Origin of the sequence: Microbacterium sp. cf332 (genome assembly GCF_900102175.1) — a bacterium.
In the GTDB taxonomy this organism is placed as follows: Bacteria; Actinomycetota; Actinomycetes; order Actinomycetales; family Microbacteriaceae; genus Microbacterium.
In genome coordinates, this window is the sequence record NZ_FNKN01000003.1 from 185,346 (window position 1) to 207,734 (window position 22,389).

Sequence of the window (22,389 nt, forward strand, 5' to 3'; positions counted from 1 at the left end):
CTGGGCCTCAGGTCCCGGCATCCGGCTGCGGCACCGGTCCGCACGCCGTCGCCTCGTAGAGCACCGCGTCGCCGACGCGCGCGACCTCGCGGATGCCGGGAGCGTCGAAGTCCGTCAGGCCGGGCAGTTCCGCCGGACGGCCCAGCGCGTCGAGACCGGGGAAGGAGAGAGCCCAGTACGCGTTGAGCTCCTCGATGGCCTCGCAGACCGCCGGTTCGCGCCCCACCCGGTCCCACCGGGTGAGGAGCAGGTCCTCGTCGGGGCTGCGCAGGCCGAAGATGTGCGGCGCGAGCGGCGTGCGATCGGAGTACACGTAGACGAGCGAGGCGCCCAGGCCCGGGTCGCCGACGACGACGCCGTCGGCGGGAACGTATGCGTCGACCTCTTCGAGCAGCTCGCGCTCTTCGGGCGAGATCAGCCGGGCGTCGTCGCTGTAGGTGTAGACGTAGCGCACGAGCGACTCGGCCTCGCGCAGCTGATTGCCCTGTGAAAGCGGCACGAAGACGACAGCGAGCACCGTGCCGACGGCCAGCGCGATGCGTGCCGGGCGCCGCAACGGCAGTCCGCGGCGGCGAGCGAGGCGCGTCGTCAGCGTCGTCGCCCCGTGAACCACCGCGAGGCCCCCCAGGACGGCCAGCGGGATCGTGGCGACCGGCATCAGCGCTGCGATGCGCGGGGTGTCGCGGTACCAGACGCCCGAGAACGCGTCGCGCAGCGGCCCGTCGGCGAAACTCGCCACGACGATGTAGAGCAGGCCGACCCCGAGGTATCCGGCCAGCAGCGGCCACCACCGGCGGGGGGAGCGGACCACGACGACGGCGCCGAGGGCCACCAGGACCGTCACCGCCCAGGTCGGAGCGAGGCCGAGCGGTGCCGACGTGACGACGGCACCGACCGATGCGGTGGTCGATTCGACGGCGCTCCACTCCGCGGCGCCCAGGTCGGGACGGGCGACGACGAACGCGGCGACGGTGCCGAGCAGGTACGCCCCGCTCACGAGCAGTCGCAGGCGGCGCGCATCGTCGTGGCCGCGGACGTCCGCGACGATGCGCGCGATCACGAAGGGCGACGCGATCACGGATGCCGCGACGATCGTGCTCGGATGCGTGAGCGCCATTCCCGCCGAGACCGGAACGAGCGCGAGCACCGCGGTCCAGCGCGACTGCCCGCGTCGGCTGTCGCGCCCGAACGCCTGGATGAGGAGTGCGACGGCCACCGGGAGCATGGCGGTGGCGGTGATGAGCGGAGCCACCAAGCCCCACGACATCAGCAGCAGCGGGAAGGCGCCGAACGCGCTGCTGAGCACCCCCGCGAGCAGGATGGGCGCCGGCCGGACGCCGAAGACGCGGGTGACGAGGAAGATCATCGAGATCGGCCAGACCGCGGCCGCGATGACGAGGGCCATGGCGTTGGCGGCAGTGGGCACCGCGAAGTCGCCCAGCTGGACGACGACCGCGGTGAGATCGTGCATGGCGGCGGGGTAGAAGCCGCGAGACGCCTCGGTCAGGTTGCCGAGGGTGAGCGACGAACCCGACTGCGTCTCGGCGATGTGCTTGACCGCGTTCAGATGGAAGACGTTGTCGAACAGCTGCGCGATGTTCTCGGGCCCGCCGAACGCGCGGAGGACTCGTCGCCCGATCAGTACGGCGGGGATCGCGATCGCGGCCGCGAGCACGACGACGCCGGTGACGACGCCTCCGCGCGCGCGACGAGGGCGCACGGGGGCGGCGCGCTCGGGCAGTCGGCGGCGCAGAAAGAGGCGCACGAGGAGCGCCACGACGGCGGTCACCAGGGTGGCGATCGCGAAGGTGACCGGCGTGAACGGGAGGCCGATCAGGCCGGCTGCCACCGCGACCACTCCGGCGAGTCCGAAGCTGGTCGGCGCGGCGAGCCCGAGCCGGTCGAGGCCGCGCGCCCCGGCAGCCGATACGAGCACCGCTCCCGGGAGGAAGACGGTCGCGATGGTCAGGAGGATGACCGGCCAGACTCCGAACCAATCGGACATTCACGTGCTCCCTGCTGTGTTCGGACCGTCGTCGAGGGTATCGCAGGGGACCTGGGAGACCCCGCCGCGACGGACCGATCCGGCCGTGGCGGCGCCGGCCGATCAGTCGATCGCGGCCTTCTCGACGTACGACCCCAGGAAGGCGGAGGGGAGCTGCTCGACGACGATCGGGCCGGGGCCCGCCAGGCTGCGCAGGGTCTCCAGGCTCCGGACGTGACGGATCGCGGCGCCGTCGGCCACGAAGACGCGGGCATCGCCGAACTGCGCGAAGCTGCCGTCGGACAGGTGCGGAGCGCCCGCGGCCATCGTGGCGATCATGTCCGGCGACCACGAGACGACGCGGATGGGCTTCCCGTCGGCGAGACGACGCTGCACGTCGGCATCCCGGACGTGCCGCAGCGTCGTCGTCGAGGCGGTGTAGATGCGCGAGCCACCGTTCGTGCCGATGAAGACCGGCCCCTCGACGACCTTGGACGACCACGTCAGCGCCGAGCAGATCGAGGCGGGGACCGTGGCAGGCGACCCGGAGAAGGTGCCGGTGACGCGATTGAGGCCGCCCTCGCCGACGACGCCCGTGCGATCGCCGCAGCGCAGCATCGGAGCGAGGGTGCCGACGACGCGGTGCGAGCGCAGCGTCGTGTCGGGCACCACCGCGCGGGCGCTGAGCCCGGCCTCCGAGGCCAGTGCCCAGGAAGGCAGGTGCATGAGCTCGTCGCCGTATCCGGCGACGTAGACGGCCGGGGAACTCGTCTCCTTCACGAGGACGCCGGCCCCGAGCAGCGGCGCCGCCGTGCGGAACGTGTTCACGGTGGTGCGCGGCAGGACCGCGACGTAGTCACCGAGCGTGCGTCGTTCCTGGTCCCACGCGATCTGGCTGTAGATGTGGCGTCGGGAGCCGGCGTCGTATTTGAAGACCTCGGGGCCGTCGTCGGCACGGAAGAGGTCGCCGACGGCTGCGCCGGAGCTGTAGGCGTCGAGCTGCGCGGCGGGCAGGTCGAGGTAGTTGTCCATGGCGAAGCCGTAGCGCGTAACCAGGCTCGCCGACGTGAAGTGGTGCTTCGTCCCGTCGGCCTGCAGGAGATACATCCGACCGTCCCGCGCATCCCGGGCGAGGCGGGTCATGGCGGCGCCGCGCGGGAGCTGCGCCATGCGCCCATCGCTGATCACGGCGACCGGGCCGAGGCGGGCGGTCAGGACCGACAGATCTTCCTGCGACTGCACGTGACGGCGCACACCGTTGACGACGACGTAGATCTGCGGTGCCGACGCGGTGCGGACGAGGTTGCCCTGCGCGCCCTGAGTGCTGCCGAACCAGTCGGTGAAGAATCGGAAGAAGTTGCGGTTGCCGTACGACGAGCAGGTGTCGCCTGTCCCCCCGCCTGCGGCGAGCGCCGCACGGTTCGGCTGGTAGGGCGTGTAGTAGTAGAGGCCGGCGGTGGCCTTATTCACGATGTAGACGGGCGAGCTGCCGCAGCCGAGACTGGAGTTGGGGTGGTAGAGGATGTTCCAGGTGCGACCCGGGGCATACCAGGTGAAGTACCGTCCTTCGGCGTAGATCTGGAACTGTCGCGCTGCTCCGTAGACCTGATTCTGGAAGCCGTAGTAGCGGCTGTCGCACGCGGCGGTGTCGGGGCATCCCTGACCCATGGCGAACTGGTAGTGACCCGGACCCGGGTCGCCCCGCGTGACGAGCCTCTGCTCCTTCTGCAGGGTGACGAGCAGGACCTGCGGGTTGATGTTGCACGAGGCCGCGACCTTGGCGATGATGCGGGCCGCGCTCTCGTTGGCCGCTCCCGAGTACCCGGCGCAGTACGAGTCCGCCGCCTTGGTCACCGTGTTCATGCGGTAGTCGCGCAGGCAGGTGTGACCCGAGGAGCATCGTTCGCCGCGCGCGTTGAGGAACGCCTGGATGTCGACTTCGCCCATCGTCGTGCGATCGAAGAACACCTCGTCGCTGATGATGTTGCCGGGGTTGAAGGTCGACATGTCGACCGCCGCGGGAACCGGGGATGCGGTCGCCGTCACCGGCGCGGTCGCCGCGGTGGGCGCTGCCGACACGTCGGTCGGTTCCGCGGCCGATGCCATTCCGGGAATGAGCGCAAGGACGAGCGCGAAGACGGTCAGCGCCGCGGCGGCGGCCGCGCGGCTGGCTCGGGATGTTGACGACACACCCCCATTGTGTCCCACGGGTGGGAAAACGCCGGGAGCGGCGGGCGGACGTGGTCCCGGGAGCCGGGGGCGCCGTGTGGCACGATTAACGGGTGAAGGGCATCATTCTCGCCGGTGGTTCGGGCACGCGGCTGCATCCGATCACCCTGGGCGTCTCGAAGCAGTTGATCCCGGTGTACGACAAGCCGATGGTCTACTACCCCTTGTCGACGCTGATGCTCGCAGGGATCCGCGACATCCTGATCATCACGACCCCGCACGACGCGCCGTTCTTCGAACGACTGTTGGGCGACGGGTCGCAGTTCGGGATCTCGCTCACGTTCGCGCAGCAGCCGTCCCCGGACGGGCTGGCGCAGGCGTTCACGATCGGGGCGGACTTCATCGGCGACGACAAGGTCGCCCTCGTCCTGGGCGACAACCTCCTCTACGGCCCGGGCCTGGGCTCGCAGCTCAAGCGCTACGCCGATATCGACGGCGGCGCGGTGTTCGCGTACTGGGTGGGTGAGCCCTCCGCGTACGGCGTGGTTGAGTTCGACGGGGACGGCAAGGCGGTGTCGCTGGAGGAGAAGCCAGCCGAGCCCAAGAGCAACTACGCCGTGCCGGGCCTCTACTTCTACGACAACGACGTCATCGACATCGCCCGCAACCTCGAGCCCTCCCCGCGCGGGGAGTACGAAATCACCGACATCAACAGCGCCTATCTCGAACGGGGCAAGCTGCAGGTCGAGGTCCTCCCGCGGGGCACGGCGTGGCTCGACACGGGAACGTTCGATCAGATGACCGACGCCGCCGACTACGTCCGCACGATGGAGCGCCGCACCGGCCTGCGCATCGGTGTCCCCGAAGAGGTCGCCTGGCGGCAGGGGTTCCTCACCGACGACGAACTGCGCGAGCGGGCCACCAAGCTCGTCAAGTCCGGGTACGGAACGTACCTGCTGGAGATTCTGGAGAGGGGACGCTGATGGGAACGCTTCTCGTGACCGGCGGCGCCGGGTTCATCGGTTCGAATTTCGTCCACCACGTCCTCGAGCACACCGATCACACGGTGATCGTGCTCGACAAGCTGACGTACGCCGGCAACGCCGCTTCGCTCGCGGGCCTGCCCGAGGATCGGGTGCGTCTGGTCGAGGGCGACATCGCCGACGCTGCGCTCGTGGACGAGCTGTTCGGCCAGGTCGACGCTGTCGTGCACTACGCCGCGGAGTCGCACAACGACAACTCCCTCCACGACCCCCGTCCGTTCCTGGACACCAACATCATCGGCACGTACACGCTGCTCGAGGCCGCGCGCAAGCACGACAAGCGGTTCCACCACATCTCCACCGACGAGGTGTACGGCGATCTCGAGCTCGATGACCCGGCGCGGTTCACCGAGGACACCCCGTACAACCCGTCCTCGCCGTACTCCTCGACCAAGGCGGGCTCCGACCTGCTCGTGCGCGCGTGGGTGCGCTCGTTCGGAGTCAAGGCGACGATCAGCAACTGCTCGAACAACTACGGTCCGTACCAGCACGTCGAGAAGTTCATCCCTCGTCAGATCACCAACGTCCTGCGCGGCATCCGCCCCAAGCTCTACGGCAAGGGCGAGAACGTGCGCGACTGGATCCACGCCGACGACCACTCCTCGGCCGTGCTGACGATCCTCGACAAGGGCGTCATCGGCGAGACCTATCTGATCGGCGCGGACGGCGAGAAGGACAACAAGTCCGTCGTCGAGCTCATCCTCGCGCTCAGCGGCCAGCCCACCGATGCGTACGACCACGTCACCGACCGTGCCGGGCACGACATGCGCTACGCGATCGATTCCACCAAGCTCCGCACCGAACTGGGCTGGACGCCCCGCTACCAGGACTTCGAAGCGGGGCTGAAGGCCACGATCGACTGGTACCGCGAGAACGAGACCTGGTGGGCTCCCGCGAAGGACGGCGTCGAAGCCTTCTACGCCTCGAAGGGGCAGTGACCCGTGTCGATCGAGTTCGGTAAGAAGCTCACCGTCACCGAGACCCCCATCCCGGGGCTGGTCGTCCTCGACCTCCCCGTGCATGGCGACTCCCGCGGCTGGTTCAAGGAGAACTGGCAGCGCGAGAAGATGATCGCCGCCGGCATCGACCTCCCCGACTTCGGTCCCGTGCAGAACAACATCTCGTTCAACGACGCGATCGGCACCACCCGCGGCATCCATGCCGAACCCTGGGACAAATACGTCTCGATCGCCACCGGCCGGATCTTCGGCGCCTGGGTCGACCTGCGCGAAGGACCCACGTTCGGCGCGGTGTACACCGCCGAGCTCGATCCCTCCCGCGCGATCTTCGTGCCCCGCGGCGTCGGCAACTCGTATCAGACCCTCGAGCCCGACACCGCCTACACCTATCTCGTCAACGACCACTGGTCGCCCGACGCGACGTACACCTTCCTCAACCTCGCCGACGAGACCGCCGCGATCGAATGGCCGATCCCGCTCGACCAGGTCGAGATCAGCGAGAAGGACAAGAACCACCCCCGCCTCGCAGACGTCGTGCCCATGCCCCCCCAGCGCATCCTGGTGACCGGTGCCAACGGACAGCTCGGGCGGGCGCTGCGCGCCGAGTTCGGCGAGCACCCGTGGGTGGAATACGCCGGCCGCGACGAGCTCGATCTCACCTCGCCCGGTCTGGCCACCGCGCGACGCTGGCGCGACTACAGCACCATCGTCAACGCCGCCGCCTACACCAAGGTCGACCTCGCGGAGACGGCGGAGGGACGCATCGACGCCTGGGCCGCGAACGTCACCGCCGTCGCCGCCCTCGCCCGCATCGCCACCGCCAACGGGATCACCCTCGTCCACGTCTCCAGCGACTACGTCTTCGACGGCACGAAGGACGGCGCTTACCGCGAGGACGACCCCGTCTCGCCCATCGGCGTCTACGGCCAGACGAAGGCCGCGGGGGATGCCGTGGTGTCCGTGGTGCCGCGCCACTACATCGTCCGCACCAGCTGGGTCATCGGCGACGGCAACAACTTCGTCCGCACCATGGCGTCCCTCGCCGAACGCGGCATCGACCCCAGAGTCGTCGACGACCAGATCGGCCGGCTCACCTTCACCGACGACATCGCCCGCGGTATCCGTCACCTCCTCGACACGAACGCCGAGCCCGGTGTCTACAACCTGACCGGGGCGGGCGACCCCCGCAGCTGGGACCGCATCGCGGCCCACGTGTTCGAGTTGAGCGGGCACGAGGCGGCGCGCGTCTCGCCCGTCAGCACGGACGAGTACTTCGCGTCGGCGACCGGGCCCGTCGCGCCGCGCCCGCGGAGCAGCGTGCTCGAGCTCGACAAGCTCCGCCGCGCCGGGTTCGAGTCATCGAACGCGGACGAGCATCTCGCGACGTACGTCGGCGCGGAGCGCTGAGGGATGGCCGTGGTGTCACCCGAGCGCGTCGCCGTCCTCGTGCCGGCGTGGAACGAAGCGCAGGGGATCGCGGTCACGATCCGCGAGATCCAGGCGGTCAGCCCCACGTACGACGTGATCGTCATCGATGACGGCTCGCTCGACGAGACGGAGCGCGTCGCCCGGGCCGCGGGGGCCGTCGTCCTGCCGCTGTCGTTCAACCTCGGTGTGGGCGGCGCGATGCGCACCGGCTTCACGTATGCGCAGCGGCGGGGCTACCGCCGAGCCATCCAGGTCGACGCGGACGGTCAGCACAACCCGAGCGAGATCGAATCGGTGCTGTCGGGTCTGGAGCACGCGGACATCTCGATCGGCGCCCGTTTCGCCGAGGTCGGCGACTACTCGGTGCGCGGTCCGCGGCGCTGGGCGATGGTGGCCCTCGCCGGCGTGCTCTCGCGGGTCGCGAAGGTACGGCTGACGGACGTCACGAGCGGGTTCCGTGCGGCGGGCGAGCGCGCGATCGCGCAGTATGTCCAGTACTACCCGGCCGAGTACCTCGGCGACACCATCGACTCGCTCGTCGCCGCCGTCCACGCGGGTCTGCGCGTCACGCAGGTGCCGGTCGCGATGCGCCCCCGCCAGCACGGGACACCCAGTCAGGGGGCGCTCGGTTCGACGATCTATCTGTTCCGCTCGGTGTTCGCCCTGGCGCTGGCCATCGTGAGGCCCAAACCCCGAGCCTTCCGCGAGAGAGGAACCCAGCCGTGATCGTCGTCCTGGGCGTTGTGTTCTCACTGGCGCTTCTCGTCATCGTCGTGCGTCTGCTCATCCTGCGGCGCATCCGCGAGAAGTACGCGGTGCTCTGGCTGGTGCTCGGCGTCATCGTCCTCGTGCTCGGGGTCTTCCCCGGCGTGCTCGAGGCCGCGACCGATGTGCTCGGCGTCGAGCTGCCGGTCAATCTCCTCTTCGCCACCGCGCTCGCGGTGCTGCTGGGTGTCGCCCTGCACCTGTCGTGGGAACTGTCGATGAGTGAGGACGAGACCCGGAGACTCGCCGAGGACGTCGCGATCCTCAGCGCCCGGCTCGACGCGCTCGAAGCCGATCAGCGGATCGATCCGCCGCGGTCCACCGGCACGGAATGACGGATGCGGCGACCCGGTCGAGACCCGGTCACCGCATCCGTGAGCGTCGGCGCGACGTCAGCGCAGCAGATGCCGCAGCAGGGCCGACGGAGAGCCGGCTTCCTTGCGCACCGCGCGGGGGAGCAACGAGGCGGCGTTGAGCCGCGAGGTCAGGTGGAGCCGGGCGGTTCGGGCGGCACGACGCCATCCGAGCGCGTCGAAGCTCGCCGCCTCCTCCAGGAAGAACCGCCGCTCCTCGTCGAATCGGCGGCCGTCGAGAGCGCGCACCGAGGAATCGGACTGCGAGTGGCGACGGTACTCGAACACGACCTCCGGAAGGACCGCCATGGTTCCTCCGGCTTTGATGATGTCGAGGATGAGCGCGAGATCCTGGACGACGTCGAGTCCGTTGCGGAACCCGATGTCGCGGACCCGCTCGGTGCGCCACGCGAGCGAGGGGAAGTACGCCCAGTCGCCCCGCATGAGGCTCGCGGCGACGGGCTCGCCCGCAAGAGCGCCCCCACCCGCCGGGACGCGCGGCGCGAGGACGGCCTTCACGCGGTCCACCAGCGGCTGGACGATCCGGCCGTGCTCATCGATGACCCGCACGCCGGGCTGGATGATGTCCGCGGGGAATCGGCTGATGGCCGAGACGACCGCCTCGAGGTAATCGGGAAGCATGACGTCGTCGGCGCCCATCATGACGAACCACTCGGCCTCGACGAGCTCGACGGCCTTGCGGTAGTTGCCGTTGGCTCCGAGGTTCTGCTCGTTCCGCAGGTAGGTGACGCGCGGGTCTTCGAGGGAGGCGAACCATCGCTGCGGCTCGGGATCGGGGTAGCCGTCGTCGAGCACCACGAGCCGGAAGTCCTCGTAGGTCTGCTGCAGGACGCTCCGAGCCGCCAGCTTCATCTGGTCCACGTCGCCGTAGTAGGGCAGCATGACATCGATCTTCAGGGGCACAGGGGATCTCCAAGCCGGGGCAGCGGTCGACTAATATCCTAGTTCGTGAACGGAGGTCACCCATGTCCAGTCAGGCCGCCTCTCGCGCGGTGACGGTCTCCGTTTGCATGGCGACGTACAACGGCGAGAAATACGTCCGCGAGCAGATCGAGTCGATCCTGCCTCAGCTCGGTCCTCACGACGAGCTGGTGATCGTCGACGACGCGTCGCGCGACACCACCGTCGCGATCATCCGCGCCCTGGACGATACGCGCATCGTCGTCCACGAGTCGCCGCGGAATCAGGGCTATGTCCGCGCATTCGAGCGGGCGATCTCCGTCGCGCGCGGCGACGTCATCTTCCTCAGCGATCAGGACGACATCTGGCGTCCCGGCCGCGTGGACCGCATGGTCGAGGCCCTGCGCGACTCCCTTCTCGTGGTGTCCAACTTCGCCGCGTTCGGCGGCTCGTTGACGCCTGTCCAGGCGCGACGGCTGCGTGGTACGACGCCGCGCCGCTGGCTCGCCAACGTCTTCTGGGTGTGGACGGGCCTCCGCCCCTACTACGGATGCTGCATGGCCTTCCGGCGCGAGCTCGTGAATCAGTTGCTGCCCTTCCCGGCATACGTCACCGAGACGCACGACCAGTGGGTCGGATACGTCGGCAACGCAAACCGGGGCGTCGTGCATCTCACCGAGGACACGATCGATCGTCGGGTGCATGCCTCGAACGCCTCGGCGCGCGGCAACCGTCCGGTGCGCGTGGTCCTCGGTGCCCGCGTCGCGATGGCGCGCGCCGCGGCTGAGGCTATGCGACGTTCTCGGCGGCGCGGTCGGATCCGCGTCGCATCCTGACGAGCGCTCCGGCGACGCCGCCCGCGAGGTATTCCAGGGCGGAACGGTACGAGACCTGTCCGCGCACGGCCATCTGGATCACGGCGCGGGCGGTGCGCATGTCTCGGCGTCCCGCGCCGTAGAGACGTCGCGCGCGTTCCGCGATGGGGTTGCCGGGCAGTCGCGTCGACAGCGCCTCGGCCATGGTCTCGCGCCAACCGGCGCCGACCCGATAGGTGGCCCGCAGGACGCCTGCGACGCCGTCCGACCCCTCGAACCGCTCGGCGATCGAGCGAGCGGTGCGGATCGAGCGGCGTAGCGAGACGCCGCCGGTCGACTCGCCGATGACGTTGTTGCCGTGCTGCACGTAGTCCTGGACGACCTCGTCGAGGACGCGGGCACCGCCGATCGCCGCCCCGCACACGGCGATCCAGTGATCGTGCACCTCGGCGGGGGTGGAGAGGCGGGGGAAGGGCAGTGCCACCCGGAGCGCCGCCGGGAGGAAGACCATCTGACCACCGGTGAACTGGTTGTCGAGGAAGAACGCGAGGGGAGCGGTGTCCTTGCGCGCGGTCGTCGCCGCGACCACGCGCCCTTCAGGGTAGGTCACCACTCGAGCCTGCCCCGCGACCACCGTCGCGCGTGCGAGATGGGGCACGAGGGTCGCGAGCTTCGCGGGGTACCAGTAGTCGTCCTGGTCGGACAGTGCGATCCAGGCGGCGTCCGCCGGCACGGCGGACAGGCCGCGCTCGAAATTGCCGTAGAAGCCGGACCGATCCTCGAAGCCGATGACGCGGAAACGTCCGTCCTCGCCGACGATGTCGTGCACGAGACTCTCGACGTCCGCGGGCTCGCCGTCCGCGCTGATGAGGCAGACGAAGTCCTCGAGCGTCTGCGCCTGGATCGACAGCAGCTGCCGCCGGAGAAGCTCGGGGTCCGGCCGGTAGGCGGCCAGGACGACGTAGCCTCGGGATGCGTCGGATGCCATGTCAGTCCCTTTCGTCGTTCGCGCACGCGTCGGATGCCGCGCGGTCGGCGCGGCGCACGGCGAGGTAGCCCACGACCTGCACCGCCACCACGATGAATTCGGAGAGGGCGAACGCCGCGGCTGCCCCCGGGGCACCCCCCAGGGCGGTGCCGAGCACGATGAGCGGGACGCCGACGGCCGCGCCGACGAACGTGCTCCGCGTGACCCAGCGGATCGCGCCGAGGGGGGTCAGCAGGAGGCGCCCGAAAGCCGAGTTCACCGCGATCGCGAAGAACGTGGCGCCGATGCCCACGGAGGTGAGCGCGTCGATCGCGACCCGCTGCCCGAAGACGACGGTCGTCGCCCAGGGCCCGAGCAGACCGATGCCCAGTGCCCCCACGACGCCGATGCCGCCGAGGATGTAGGTGCCGCGCCAGCCGCGCGCTCGGATGACCGCGCGGTCCGCGTCCTCGGAGACCCACCCCTGCACGGCGTTCGTCGCGGCGACGATCGCGGTGAGGGCTGCCTTGAGCACCTTGTCGGCGACGACGTAGACGGCGACGACCGACGTCGTGCCCGCGATGGAGACGATGGCCACCGTGCCGGCGCTGTAGACGCCCGCTGCGACGACTGCGAGCGCGGGCTGGATGTCGTCGCGCAGCGAACGGAACCCGACCCGGACCGAGCCGCGCGGCGGTCGCGCCGCGCGGCGCGCGCAGAACCACACGATGCCCCCGAGCGTCACGGTCAGCATGACGACCGGGTACCAGATCACCGGGGCGCCGGCGAGGACGAGGGCGGCCGAGAGCAGAGCGCCCGCGAGACGGGGGAGAAGGTCGTAGATCGCGATGGCCCGCGGCTCGCTGCGGCCGATGAGGAACCATGAGGGCGAGAGACCGGCGACGCCCACGGCCGCCATCGCCGCCACCGCGAGCCCGGCGGAGCCGCCGGGCGCCAGGAGCGCCGTGAGCAGGGCTGCCGGCACCGCAGCCACGACGGCCACGATGCTGCGCGAGACGAGACTCATCGTGAAGAGCTCGCGTGCGCGCGCGTCGTCGAGCGCCGCGACACGCGACGGGCCCACGAGAGGCCACCCGTAGCCGATGACGAGCGCGACCACGGCTCCGACAGACTCTCCGATGCCGACGGCCGCCCATGCGGACTCGTCACCCCGCGAGATCACGGGGAGGATCGCGAACGGGATCGCCAGGGAGAGGAACGGAAGGAGCGCAAGGCCCCCGAAGCGCCTGACGGCAGCGATCATCGCGCCGGCAGGATCGGCGTGTCGTCCGCCCAGCGTCCGTCGAGGAGAACCCCGGCCACCTCGCTGTCGAAACGCTCGCGATCGCCGTCGATCCAGCGTCGGTATTGGGCTTGCTCGGCGGCCGCCTGCGCGGGCGCGGCGAGCACCGTCTCGAGCGCGGCGGCCGCGTCGGCGGCGAACACATCGGTCACGGCGACCTTGTGCTGCCACGGGAGCGGGGTGTCGGCCCAGAAGGCGCCGGCCCCGCGGCGTGCGAGGACTGAGACCGCGCCGAGGAGTGCCGCTTCCCGCGGCATCCGGTCGCGGCCGGGGTGGAATCCGGGATCGAAGTACGCCGCGGACGAGTGCAGGGCGTGGGCCACTCCCTCCGGCGTCATGCCGGTGAGCGGGATCCACTCGACGTCTGCGAGGTGGGGGCCGAGGAGGTCCGGCACCCAGCTCGCCTTCTTGGGGTTGAACGCGACGGCGCGCCGACGTTCGGTGGCCGTGCTCAGCTCCGCATCGATGATCGCGCGGGGGATGTAGTCGCTCACCAGCGCGGCGTCGACGTCCGCCTCGATACGCAGGAAGCTCCGGGCGTACTCGGACTGCGCGAGGTGGTGCATGGGGCGCAGCTCGCGGCGGCGGAAGGTGCGCGCGAGCAGATGCCGGTAGGTCGAGGCGAGACGATTCGGCTCCCAGGCCCGGTGCGCCACGCCGATGCGCCGAGCGAAGGCGCGGTCGGCGTACTCCTGTCGCGAGTAGAAGGGCACCGAGTAGTCGATGCTCAGCCACCAGCACGCGGTGCCGGCGTGGTTCAGAGCGGACAAGCGGTGCACGGCGCTCTCGGGAGCGATCACGAGCGACTCGGGGCGGTCGACGATCGCCGCCTCGGGGGCGTCGTAGTGCTCGTACGCGTCGACCCGGGGGGCGTGGCGGGTCGACTCGAGCGGTACGAGCGAGGCATCGGCGCCCTGTCGTCGCAGCGAGTCCACGAGCTGGTGGAGGGCCTCGGGGCCTCCTGTTCGCTGCCCCCGCGGGTAGAGAACGAAGATACGTTCGTATACGCGTTGCATCACGGCCTTCTTGGGGTCACTTCGAGCGGGCGTCGATCGATCCTATCGCGGCCCATGTTGCGGCCATGCCGAGCGCTGTCGGCGTTCATCCACGTAGGCCTGAGTAGAATCGCGGGGTTGTGTTCCGCCCGCGTCGGCGGCGCCGGGCCGAACAATCCGCCCCGCGGCCGGTCGCGCACACAGAAAGTGCTCTCATGGATCTCCTCATCGTCGGCTCCGGCTTCTTCGGTCTCACCATCGCCGAGCGCGCCGCCGCCGCGGGCCGCAAGGTCACCGTCATCGACCGGCGCCACCACATCGGCGGGAACGCGTACACCGAGAACGAGCCGACGACCGGGATCGAGGTGCACAAGTACGGAGCGCACCTGTTCCACACTTCGAACCCCACGGTGTGGGAGTACGTCAATCGGTTCACCGAGTTCACGAGCTACGTGCACCGCGTCTACACGACCCACAAGGGCGTCGTGTACCCGCTGCCCATCAACCTCGGCACGATCAACCAGTTCTTCCAGGCCGCATACACCCCCGGTGAAGCGCGTGCTCTGATCCAGGAGCTGGCGGGCGAGTTTGACCCGAAGCAGGCGCAGAACCTCGAGGAGCGCGCGATCGGCCTCATCGGTCGCCCGCTCTACGAGGCCTTCATCCGCGACTACACCGCGAAGCAGTGGCAGACGGATCCCCAGGAGCTCCCCGCCGAGATCATCTCGCGTCTGCCCGTGCGCTACACCTACGACAACCGGTACTTCAACGACACGTGGGAGGGTCTGCCCGTCGACGGTTACACCGCGTGGCTCGAGCGCATGGCCGACCACCCCAACATCGACGTGAAGCTGAACACCGACTTCTTCGACGAGTCGCAGCCGCTCAACAAGAAGGGCACGGTCGGCCAGGTCCCGATCGTCTACACGGGCCCGGTCGACCGGTACTTCGACTACACCGCCGGTGAGCTGTCGTGGCGCACGCTCGACTTCGAGCAGGACGTCCTCGACATCCCCGACTTCCAGGGCACGAGCGTCATGAACTACGCCGACGCCGACGCGCCCTACACGCGCATCCACGAGTTCAAGCACTTCCACCCGGAGCGTGCCGACCGCTATCCGACCGACAAGACGGTCATCGTCCGCGAGTACTCGCGATTCGCCACCCGGGCCGATGAGCCGTACTACCCGGTCAACACGGCCGAGGACCGGTCGGGCCTGCTGGCCTACCGCGACCTCGCCAAGGGTGAGCAGGACGTCCACTTCGGCGGTCGTCTCGGCACCTATCAGTACCTCGACATGCACATGGCGATCGGCTCGGCGCTGTCGATGTGGAACAACCAGCTGGTGTGACTCAGGTCGAACTCCCGCGGCGAACGCGTCGGCGGCCCGCTGCCACGGAGTGGCGCGCAGACATCGACGGTCTGCGCGCCTTCGCGATCGTCCTGGTCGTGGTCTACCACGTGTGGCTCGGACGGGTCTCCGGCGGGGTCGACGTCTTCCTCCTCGTCTCGGCGTATTTCCTCACGGCATCCTTCCTCCGCAGGTCGGACGGTCTCCGGCCGAGCGATCTCCCGGTCTTCTGGTTCCGGCGCTTCGCGCGGCTGCTGCCGGCGGCCGCCGTCACGATCTTCGCGGTGCTGGGGTTCACCGCGGCCGCGCTTCCCGGCTCGCAGTGGCGAACCGTGTGGAGCCAGTCGTGGGCCTCGCTGTTCTACGTCCAGAACCGCGAGCTCGCCGACAGCTCCGTCGACTACTACGCACGTACCGAGACGTTCCCCAGCATCCTGCAGCACTTCTGGTCGCTCTCGGTGCAAGGCCAGGTGTTCCTGCTGTGGCCCGTGATCATCCTCGTATCCGTGCTGATAGCGCGCGCCCTCGGACGGTCGGCGCGGCTCGTCCTGGGCGTCGTCTTCGCGGCCGTCTTCGTCGTCTCGTTCCTGTATTCGACCTGGCTCGTGGGAGCCGACCAGCAGGTGGCCTACTTCAGCACGCCCGCCCGGCTGTGGGAGTTCGCGCTCGGCTCTCTCGCCGCTCTTCTGCTCCCGTCCCTCCGTCTGCCGCGGTGGGCGGCCGCCGCCCTGGGCTGGGGCGGCATCGTCGCCCTCGTCACGTGCGGCATCGTGCTCGACGTCGGAGCAGGCTTCCCCGGCGTCGCCGCGCTGTGGCCCACTCTCGCGGCGGTGGCCATCATCGCGGCCGGGCAGACCGAGAAGCCCGCGGCGGCATCGTCCGCGCGCTTCCTGGCCTCGCGCCCGCTCGCCGCAGTCGGGGAGATCGCATACTCGCTCTACCTGGTCCACTGGCCGATCCTCATCGGCTACATGACCATCACGGATTCGACCGACGTGGGGATCGGCGGCGGCGTCGTCGTGATCGCGCTCTCGGTCGCCGCGGCGTTCGTGCTGCATCGCGCGGTCGAGCAGCCCGCGGGACGCATGATGGCGGGTGTGCGGCGCAACGCGGCGGTCATGTCCGCAGCCGTGCTCCTGGTCGCCGTGCCGCTGGGCAGCTGGCAGCTCGCAGACAGCGTGCGCGCCGCGACGGCGAGCCCCGAGAACAATCCGGGCGCGGCGGTCCTCATGCCGTGGCTCGGGGCCGTCGCCGCCGACGACGCTCCCGTCGTACCTACGAGTACGCAGCTCGATGACGAATGGGTCGAGGTCGGCCGGGGCTGCACCGGCTCCCGCGTCCCCGACCAGCCGCTCGCTGCAGAGAGCTGTCTGGAGAACGACGTCGTCGAGGGTGCGCCCACGCTGCTGGTCCTCGGCGACTCGCACGCACAGCAGTGGCTCGGCATGTTCCTCCCGATCCTCGACGAGGCGAACTGGAACCTGGTCGCGGTCATGAAGGGCGGCTGCGCCTTCGCGCCGGGCGAGGTCGGTGACGAGGACTGCGTCGCCTGGCGAACCGAGGCGGCCGAGTACGCGGAGGCTGCGGACGTCGACGTCGTGGCGGTCGTCGGGACGAAAGCCATCTCGATGTCGCCCGAGGAGCGCGTCCCGTACGGGCTCGACGCCGTCGTGGACGCGATCGCGGCGTCGGGGTCGCAGGTCGTCCTGCTCCGCGACAATCCCCGCTTCGGCTTCGACATGTACCGCTGCTGGGAGGACGAGGGATCGGAGTCGTGCGCCGTCCCCGTCGGCGACGTGCTCGCCGCCGAGAACCCCGCGCAGGCGCTGACCCGCGAGGGGTCGGTCTTCGCCCTCGACCTCACGGAGTACATCTGCCCCGACGGCGTCTGCATCCCCGTGGTGGGCAACGTGGCCGTCTTCCTCGACGACAATCACCTCACCGGCACCTACGCGGCCACGTTGGCTCCGGCGGGCATCGCGGCGCTCCGCGAGATGCCCGGGGTCCCGCTCGGGTGATGGCGTGACGCATAGGATCGAACCCGTGAGCCCTGCCGTCGTCGGCGCCCCCGGATCGCCCCGGCGCTATGTGCATTCGCTGTGGCTGCTGTCGTCGCGCGACCTGCGGGTGCGGTACTCCACGAGTGCGCTGGGCTATCTGTGGTCCGTGCTCGATCCGCTGGTGATGAGCGGCATCTACTGGTTCGTGTTCACGCAGGTCTTCCATCGTGACGTCGGCGAGAACCCGTACATCGTCTTCCTGATCACCGCCCTGCTTCCCTGGGTGTGGTTCAACTCGGCGGTCACCGACTTCACCCGCGCGTTCAACAAGGACGCGCGCCTGGTCCGCTCGACATCCATCCCGCGCTCGATCTGGGTCGGCCGCATCGTCCTGAGCAAGGGCATCGAGTTCCTCTTCTCGCTGCCCGTGCTCGCGGTCTTCGCCGTCTTCGGCGGCGCGACCGTCAGCTGGGCGCTCCTGCTGTTCCCCGTGGCGATGATCCTGCAGGTCGTCCTGCTGCTGGGCCTCGGGCTCATCGTGGCGCCGCTGTGCGTCCTGTGGGGCGATCTCGAGCGGACGACCCGTCTGGTGCTGCGGGCGCTCTTCTACGCATCGCCGATCATCTACGGGGTCGCGGATCTGCCCGGGTTCGCGAAGGAGATCGGGGCGTTCAACCCGCTCGCCGGCATCTTCACGCTCTATCGCGTCGGGTTCTTCCCCGACCAGTGGGACACCCCGTCGGTCATCGTCGGCGCGGCGACGAGCATCCTCGTCCTCCTGCTCGGCGTGCTGGTCTTCCGCCGCCTCGAGCGTCCCGTGCTGAAGGAGCTGTGATGGCGGATCTCGCGATCGACGTGCGCGGGCTGGGCGTCCGGTTCCGCCGCAACCGGCGGGGCCGGCGCAGCCTCAAGGACCTCTTCGGTGGCGCTTCGCGCCGCAGTCGTCCGGGCGAGTTCTGGGCGCTCCGCGACGTCTCGTTCACCGTGGCGCCGGGTGAGTCGATCGGCGTGGTCGGCCGCAACGGGCAGGGCAAGTCGACGCTGCTGAAGCTCGTGGCGGGTGTGTTGCTGTCCGACGAGGGGAGCGTCGACGTGAACGGCGGCGTCGCTCCGCTGATCGAGATCACCGGAGGATTCGTCGGCGATCTGACGGTGCGTGAGAATGTGCGGCTGACCGCGGGGCTGCACGGGATGCCGAAGGCCGAGGTCAGCCGTCGCTTCGACGACATCATCGCGTTCGCCGAGATCGCGGACTTCGTCGACACCCCGTACAAGCACCTCTCGAACGGCATGAAGGTCCGGCTGGCGTTCTCGGTCGTGTCGCAGCTCGACGAGCCGATCCTGCTCGTCGACGAGGTGCTGGCCGTGGGCGACCGCGCCTTCCGCGCGAAGTGCTACAAGCGCATCGACGAACTGCTCGCCGAGGGGCGGACGCTGTTCTTCGTCAGCCACAACGAGAAGGATCTGCGTCGCTTCTGCACGCGCGGGCTGTACCTCGACAAGGGCGCACTCGTCCTCGACGGCCCGATCGGCGACGTGCTCGATCGGTACAACGCGGACTACAACGCGGCGGCCTGATCGATCAGCGGCTGCATCGGCCGCCACGATCGATCGCGTGCGATGCGCCGGCCGTCGCGGAGTCCGCGGAACAGGTGCGACGTGCCGCGCACGGTGCGCTCGACGAGGAACAGTCGGATGAGCTCCTTGCCGAAGGTCAGGGTCGTTCCCAGACCGAACAGCACGGGCTGGTAGACGCCCTTCGTGCGGTAATACTGCTTGATGTGCGCCCGGTTGCGCATGATGTAGTACCGGTAGGCGTCGCTCGAGGCGTTCATGTGGCGGATGCCCATGTCCCACTGGCGGATCTCACGCGTACGGCGCAGGACGAACTCGTCGACGATGACCGACGTCGTGATGCGCGAGGCCAGCCACCCGTACAGCTGGTCATCCCAGTAGATGAAAAAGCGCGGATCGGGGAGTCCGATGCGGGCCACGATGTCGCGGTGGATGAACATGCCCTCGAAGCAGCCGGAGTTCATCTCCTTGTACCCCGAGTCGCCGAAGCCGGCGGGTGCGAACGGGATCGGGATGCCCATGCGCTCCGCGACGCGGTACTGCCAGTAGAACTCGCTGCCGTCGTAGTCGTAGCGACGACCCTGGATGCTGCGGAACCGCGGCGCCCAGCGCCCCATCTTCGACAGGCCGTCGGGAAGCACCTCGACGTCGTCGTCCATGAGCCAGATCCATTCGGATCCGAGCTCGTAGGCCACCCGTACGCCCTCGCTGAAGCCGCCGGAGCCGCCCGTGTTGGTCTCGAGCCGCCGGTACTCGAGGTCGGCGCCGAGCCGGTCGCGGAACGACTCCACGACGGAGGTGGTGTCGTCGGTCGAGGCGTTGTCGATGATGACGACGCGTCCCGGCTTCGGATCCATCCGCGTGATGCTCTCGAGCAGCCGCGACAGGAGCGCGGAGCGGTTGAAAGTGACGACGGCGATGGTCGCCGATGTCGGGTCGAAAACCTGCGCGCTCACCGGCCCGATCCTACCGTGCGATGCCGTGCGTTCCCGTCGCGGTGTCGTCAGGACCACCGGCCGCGGGTGCCGCGGGGCGGCCGACCTCGCGGATGCGCTCGCGCCACGACTTCGACTGCGCGGCTCGCAGGGCGCACAGGACGAGGACGAACCACCCCGAGCCGTGCAGGGGGAAGCTCTCGAAGAGGGCATCGACGAGCACGGTCACGAGGATGAGCGGGGTCCAGGCGTACAGGATGGATCGTCGCTCGCTCGCGACGAGCCAGGCGCGCCCCAATGCCAGGCCGCAGAACGCGATGAAGATCAACAGGCCGATCCAGCCGAGCTGCAGGGCGACGTCGACGTAGGCGTTGAGAGCCGAGGCATGGCGGTCGCCGAGCGCGAAGTTGATCGCGTTGAAGGGGAAGTCGGTGCGCGACCACGAACCGAACCATCCCCAGCCCCGCACGGGCTCGACGCGGACGAACGAGGCGATCCGGTCCCACAGCTCCGCGCGGATCGAGAAGTCGGTGCCCGCTCCGATCCACGCGATGATGCGTTCGCGCAGCAGGTACCCCACCATCGCGCCTGCGACGACCGTCGCGCCGAGCACGGTCTGCACGGTGCCGCGCAGGGACCGGGGGGTGCGGCGGACGAGCCCGAGCGCAGCCGTGGCGATCGCGGTGGCGACGGCGAGCACGAGCACGGTCGGCGAATCCGACAGGGCGGCCAGGAACGCCGCCAGCACCGCCGAGAACAGCGAGACCCCGGTGCGGACCGAGACGGTGCGCCATTCGATGTAGAAGGTGATGAGGGCGAGGACGGCGATGAAGCCGAGCGCGTTGCGGGTGCCGAAGATCCCCTGCACGGGCCCGAAGGCGGCGATGTCGCCCTCGATGCCGAGGAACGTGAACGGCATGTCCAAGAAGACGCCCGAGAGCAGCTCGAGCGCGAGCGAGAGCGCCAGCAGCACGCGGAACACGTCGGCGAGCGCCCTCACGGTCTGCAGCGTGTCGCGGGTGTTGGCGATGACGACGGCGAGGAACGCGATGCCGGCGAGGGCCAGCCAGCCGCCGACCGTCCCGGAGACGTCGGTCGTCCACGTGACGCTGGCCAGCGCCCAGCCGAGGAAGAAGACGAGGGTCGAGGGCACGAGCCGCACCAGCGTGAACTCGCGTCGCCGGACGAGCAGGACGCCGGCCCCCAGGATGCAGAGGCCGGCGATGACGGTGAGCCACGTGACGCGTCCGGCGGTGCGTTCGACGAGGTGCTCGGCGAACACCGCGGCGATCGCGGCATGCGCGAAGGACTGCGCGAACGCCGCCGAGTCGAGGGTGCGGACGAGCCACGAGGCCGACAGCGCCGGCGGGGTGCTCACGCAGCGCCTTCGACGGGGACGCCGCGCTCGATCGGGTCGCCGCCCTCGAGGGGCCAGACCGCCGCGAGCGTCGACCGGCGGCGTACGGGGGTGCCGCGAACGGAGGCCGGCGCCTGCTTGATGGCGAACGCGAGCATCACGAGGAGGAACCACCCCCAGTTCAGCAGCGGCGACGACTCGGTGACGCTCTGGACGAGCAGGATCGTGGCGACGAGGGCGGGGATCAGCAGCAGGCGCGAGCGCGGCTCGCGGTCGGTGCCGGACCGGGGGATGCGACCGAGAGCGAGGAACCACGCCCGCCAGGTGAACACGCCGAGCGCGACGGCGAAGAAGAGCAGTCCCACCACACCGAGCTGCATGGCGACGTCGAACCAGGTGCTGTGCGCCTGCATGACCGTGACACCCCGGTCGACGATCCAGCCGTCGAAGAAGGGGTCTGTCGGAACCCACGGCACCGAGTAGCCCCACCCGATGAGGGGGCTCTCGGCGAACCTCGCGGCGACCATGGCCCAGATCTCCTTGCGGCCGCTCAGATCGGACGAGCGTCCGAGCAGCTCGAAGAGGTCTTCCCGCACGAGCCAGAGGGTGACGATGAGAGAGACACCCGTCACGGCGAAGACGACGTAGAGGATGCGTCGGACGTGAGCGGTGCGTGCACGGCGCATCAGCAGCACGACCATGATGACGATCGCGATCGCGATCGCGCACATCGCCGCCGTGGCGGACGACCCGCGCCAGAAGCAGAAGGCCGCCAGCACCGTCCACGCCACGAGGGGTCCGCGGCGCCCGGCGCGTGTGTTGATCTGCAGCCCGAAGACGACCAGTCCCAGGAGTGCGATGTATGCGAGCGAGTTCGCATTGCCGAAGATGCCCTGGATGCGGTCGTCGGTGAACAGCTTGTCCCGCGACCAGAACATGATGGGATCGCCCTCGAAGCCCGGGCCCGGACGGACGAACTGCGGCAGGACCGGGCCGCGCCAGACGAGGGACACCCACAGCTCGAAAACGAGCGACAGGGCCAGCATCCACTTCACGGCCGCCGCGATCGCCTCGATGATCTGACGGCCCGTCAGCACCGAGGCGACGAAGATCGCCTGTGCGGTGGTCGCGAGCAGCAGCGCGAGGGTCATCGCTGTGGCGCGCGGCCACTCCGTCCACAGCAGCGAGGCGAGCGCCCAGCCGACGTAGGCCAGCGCGAACCACGGCAGCCGGCGCCAGCGTCGGCGTGGTCGCTGGATCGCCCAGATCGCTGCGGACCCGAGCGTGGTGAGCGCGACCACCACCGCGGATCCGGCGACGCCGATCGCCATGAGCCAGGCCGTGCCGGCCATCGACGAAGCGATGACGAGGACGCACCATGCGCGGACCAGTCGCTGCGGGATGCGCCGCGTCGTCGGGGTCGATGACGCACCCGCTCGTGGTCGCGCGTGCGTGTGACTGGCCATGG

19 protein-coding genes are annotated in these 22,389 nt (G+C 69.6%); 10 read left to right on the forward strand and 9 right to left on the reverse strand.

What is annotated here, in order from left to right; all coding sequences use genetic code 11:
- Positions 1–7: 7 nt before the first annotated feature.
- Both BLT21_RS12445 and BLT21_RS12450 read right to left on the reverse strand, forming a co-directional pair.
- Positions 8–2,005, reverse strand: coding sequence for a DUF6541 family protein (locus BLT21_RS12445; protein WP_091502617.1), 1,998 nt, complete (start codon positions 2,003–2,005; stop codon positions 8–10).
- 102 nt (positions 2,006–2,107) lie between these two features.
- The gene (locus tag BLT21_RS12450) at positions 2,108–4,174 is read right to left on the reverse strand and encodes a hypothetical protein (protein ID WP_143024988.1); all 2,067 of its coding nucleotides are present in this window, start codon (positions 4,172–4,174) and stop codon (positions 2,108–2,110) included.
- A 92-nt stretch (positions 4,175–4,266) separates the two neighbouring features.
- On the opposite strand from BLT21_RS12450, the gene rfbA reads away from it, so the two are divergent.
- From rfbA to BLT21_RS12475, 5 genes are read left to right on the forward strand one after another with little or no spacing between them, the layout of a single operon-like run.
- Positions 4,267–5,136 carry a glucose-1-phosphate thymidylyltransferase RfbA gene (gene rfbA / locus BLT21_RS12455; protein WP_091502622.1) on the forward strand — a complete coding sequence of 290 codons (870 nt, stop codon included), beginning with the start codon at positions 4,267–4,269 and terminating at the stop codon, positions 5,134–5,136.
- Complete coding sequence (rfbB, locus tag BLT21_RS12460; protein WP_091502625.1) at positions 5,136–6,134, forward strand: dTDP-glucose 4,6-dehydratase; 999 nt, start codon at positions 5,136–5,138, stop codon at positions 6,132–6,134. The genes rfbA and rfbB overlap by 1 nt, the downstream gene beginning before the upstream one ends.
- Positions 6,135–6,137: 3 nt before the next feature.
- Positions 6,138–7,562, forward strand: a complete 1,425-nt coding sequence (locus BLT21_RS12465; protein ID WP_091502627.1) for a sugar nucleotide-binding protein — start codon at positions 6,138–6,140, stop codon at positions 7,560–7,562.
- 3 nt (positions 7,563–7,565) lie between these two features.
- Positions 7,566–8,309 (forward strand): glycosyltransferase family 2 protein, encoded by a 744-nt coding sequence (locus BLT21_RS12470; protein ID WP_091502629.1) that lies wholly within the window; start codon positions 7,566–7,568, stop codon positions 8,307–8,309.
- Positions 8,306–8,683, forward strand: coding sequence for a DUF2304 domain-containing protein (locus BLT21_RS12475; protein WP_091502631.1), 378 nt, complete (start codon positions 8,306–8,308; stop codon positions 8,681–8,683). The genes BLT21_RS12470 and BLT21_RS12475 overlap by 4 nt, the downstream gene beginning before the upstream one ends.
- A gap of 57 nt (positions 8,684–8,740) precedes the next feature.
- Here BLT21_RS12475 and BLT21_RS12480 read toward each other — a convergent pair whose 3' ends face one another.
- The gene (locus BLT21_RS12480) at positions 8,741–9,619 is read right to left on the reverse strand and encodes a glycosyltransferase family 2 protein (RefSeq protein WP_091503436.1); all 879 of its coding nucleotides are present in this window, start codon (positions 9,617–9,619) and stop codon (positions 8,741–8,743) included.
- A gap of 113 nt (positions 9,620–9,732) precedes the next feature.
- Here BLT21_RS12480 and BLT21_RS12485 point away from each other — a divergent pair, with 113 nt between their 5' ends.
- Complete coding sequence (locus tag BLT21_RS12485) at positions 9,733–10,458, forward strand: glycosyltransferase (RefSeq protein WP_371113445.1); 726 nt, start codon at positions 9,733–9,735, stop codon at positions 10,456–10,458.
- On the opposite strand, the gene BLT21_RS12490 is transcribed toward BLT21_RS12485, so the two are convergent.
- Genes BLT21_RS12490 through BLT21_RS12500 form a run of 3 tightly spaced genes read right to left on the reverse strand, consistent with a single transcriptional unit; the run spans position 10,412 to position 13,723 of the window.
- Positions 10,412–11,425: a glycosyltransferase gene (locus BLT21_RS12490; RefSeq protein ID WP_091502636.1), complete on the reverse strand. Its 1,014-nt coding sequence runs from the start codon at positions 11,423–11,425 to the stop codon at positions 10,412–10,414. The two genes, BLT21_RS12485 and BLT21_RS12490, sit on opposite strands and share 47 nt — an antisense overlap.
- A gap of 1 nt (position 11,426) precedes the next feature.
- Positions 11,427–12,668: a polysaccharide biosynthesis protein gene (locus BLT21_RS12495; protein WP_091502638.1), complete on the reverse strand. Its 1,242-nt coding sequence runs from the start codon at positions 12,666–12,668 to the stop codon at positions 11,427–11,429.
- Positions 12,665–13,723: a hypothetical protein gene (locus BLT21_RS12500; protein ID WP_143024989.1), complete on the reverse strand. Its 1,059-nt coding sequence runs from the start codon at positions 13,721–13,723 to the stop codon at positions 12,665–12,667. Before BLT21_RS12500 ends, BLT21_RS12495 begins: the two co-directional genes overlap by 4 nt.
- Positions 13,724–13,917: 194 nt before the next feature.
- Here BLT21_RS12500 and glf point away from each other — a divergent pair, with 194 nt between their 5' ends.
- From glf to BLT21_RS12520, 4 genes are read left to right on the forward strand one after another with little or no spacing between them, the layout of a single operon-like run.
- A complete protein-coding gene (gene glf / locus BLT21_RS12505) occupies positions 13,918–15,054 on the forward strand; it encodes a UDP-galactopyranose mutase (RefSeq protein WP_091502641.1) in 1,137 nt (378 codons plus the stop codon).
- Positions 15,051–17,072, forward strand: a complete 2,022-nt coding sequence (locus BLT21_RS12510) for an acyltransferase family protein (RefSeq protein ID WP_176786907.1) — start codon at positions 15,051–15,053, stop codon at positions 17,070–17,072. The genes glf and BLT21_RS12510 overlap by 4 nt, the downstream gene beginning before the upstream one ends.
- A gap of 25 nt (positions 17,073–17,097) precedes the next feature.
- Entirely contained in the window at positions 17,098–17,889 is a 792-nt protein-coding gene (locus BLT21_RS12515; protein ID WP_091502645.1) for an ABC transporter permease, read from the forward strand.
- Entirely contained in the window at positions 17,889–18,632 is a 744-nt protein-coding gene (locus tag BLT21_RS12520) for an ABC transporter ATP-binding protein (protein WP_091502647.1), read from the forward strand. Before BLT21_RS12515 ends, BLT21_RS12520 begins: the two co-directional genes overlap by 1 nt.
- On the opposite strand, the gene BLT21_RS12525 is transcribed toward BLT21_RS12520, so the two are convergent.
- The 3 genes from BLT21_RS12525 to BLT21_RS12535 are packed head-to-tail and all read right to left on the reverse strand — an operon-like array spanning position 18,614 to position 22,387.
- Positions 18,614–19,585 carry a glycosyltransferase gene (locus tag BLT21_RS12525; RefSeq protein ID WP_091502649.1) on the reverse strand — a complete coding sequence of 324 codons (972 nt, stop codon included), beginning with the start codon at positions 19,583–19,585 and terminating at the stop codon, positions 18,614–18,616. The two genes, BLT21_RS12520 and BLT21_RS12525, sit on opposite strands and share 19 nt — an antisense overlap.
- Before the next feature lie 10 nt (positions 19,586–19,595).
- Positions 19,596–20,942, reverse strand: a complete 1,347-nt coding sequence (locus BLT21_RS12530; RefSeq protein ID WP_256336065.1) for an O-antigen ligase family protein — start codon at positions 20,940–20,942, stop codon at positions 19,596–19,598.
- Positions 20,939–22,387 carry an O-antigen ligase family protein gene (locus BLT21_RS12535; protein WP_091502651.1) on the reverse strand — a complete coding sequence of 483 codons (1,449 nt, stop codon included), beginning with the start codon at positions 22,385–22,387 and terminating at the stop codon, positions 20,939–20,941. Before BLT21_RS12535 ends, BLT21_RS12530 begins: the two co-directional genes overlap by 4 nt.
- Positions 22,388–22,389 lie beyond the last annotated feature (2 nt).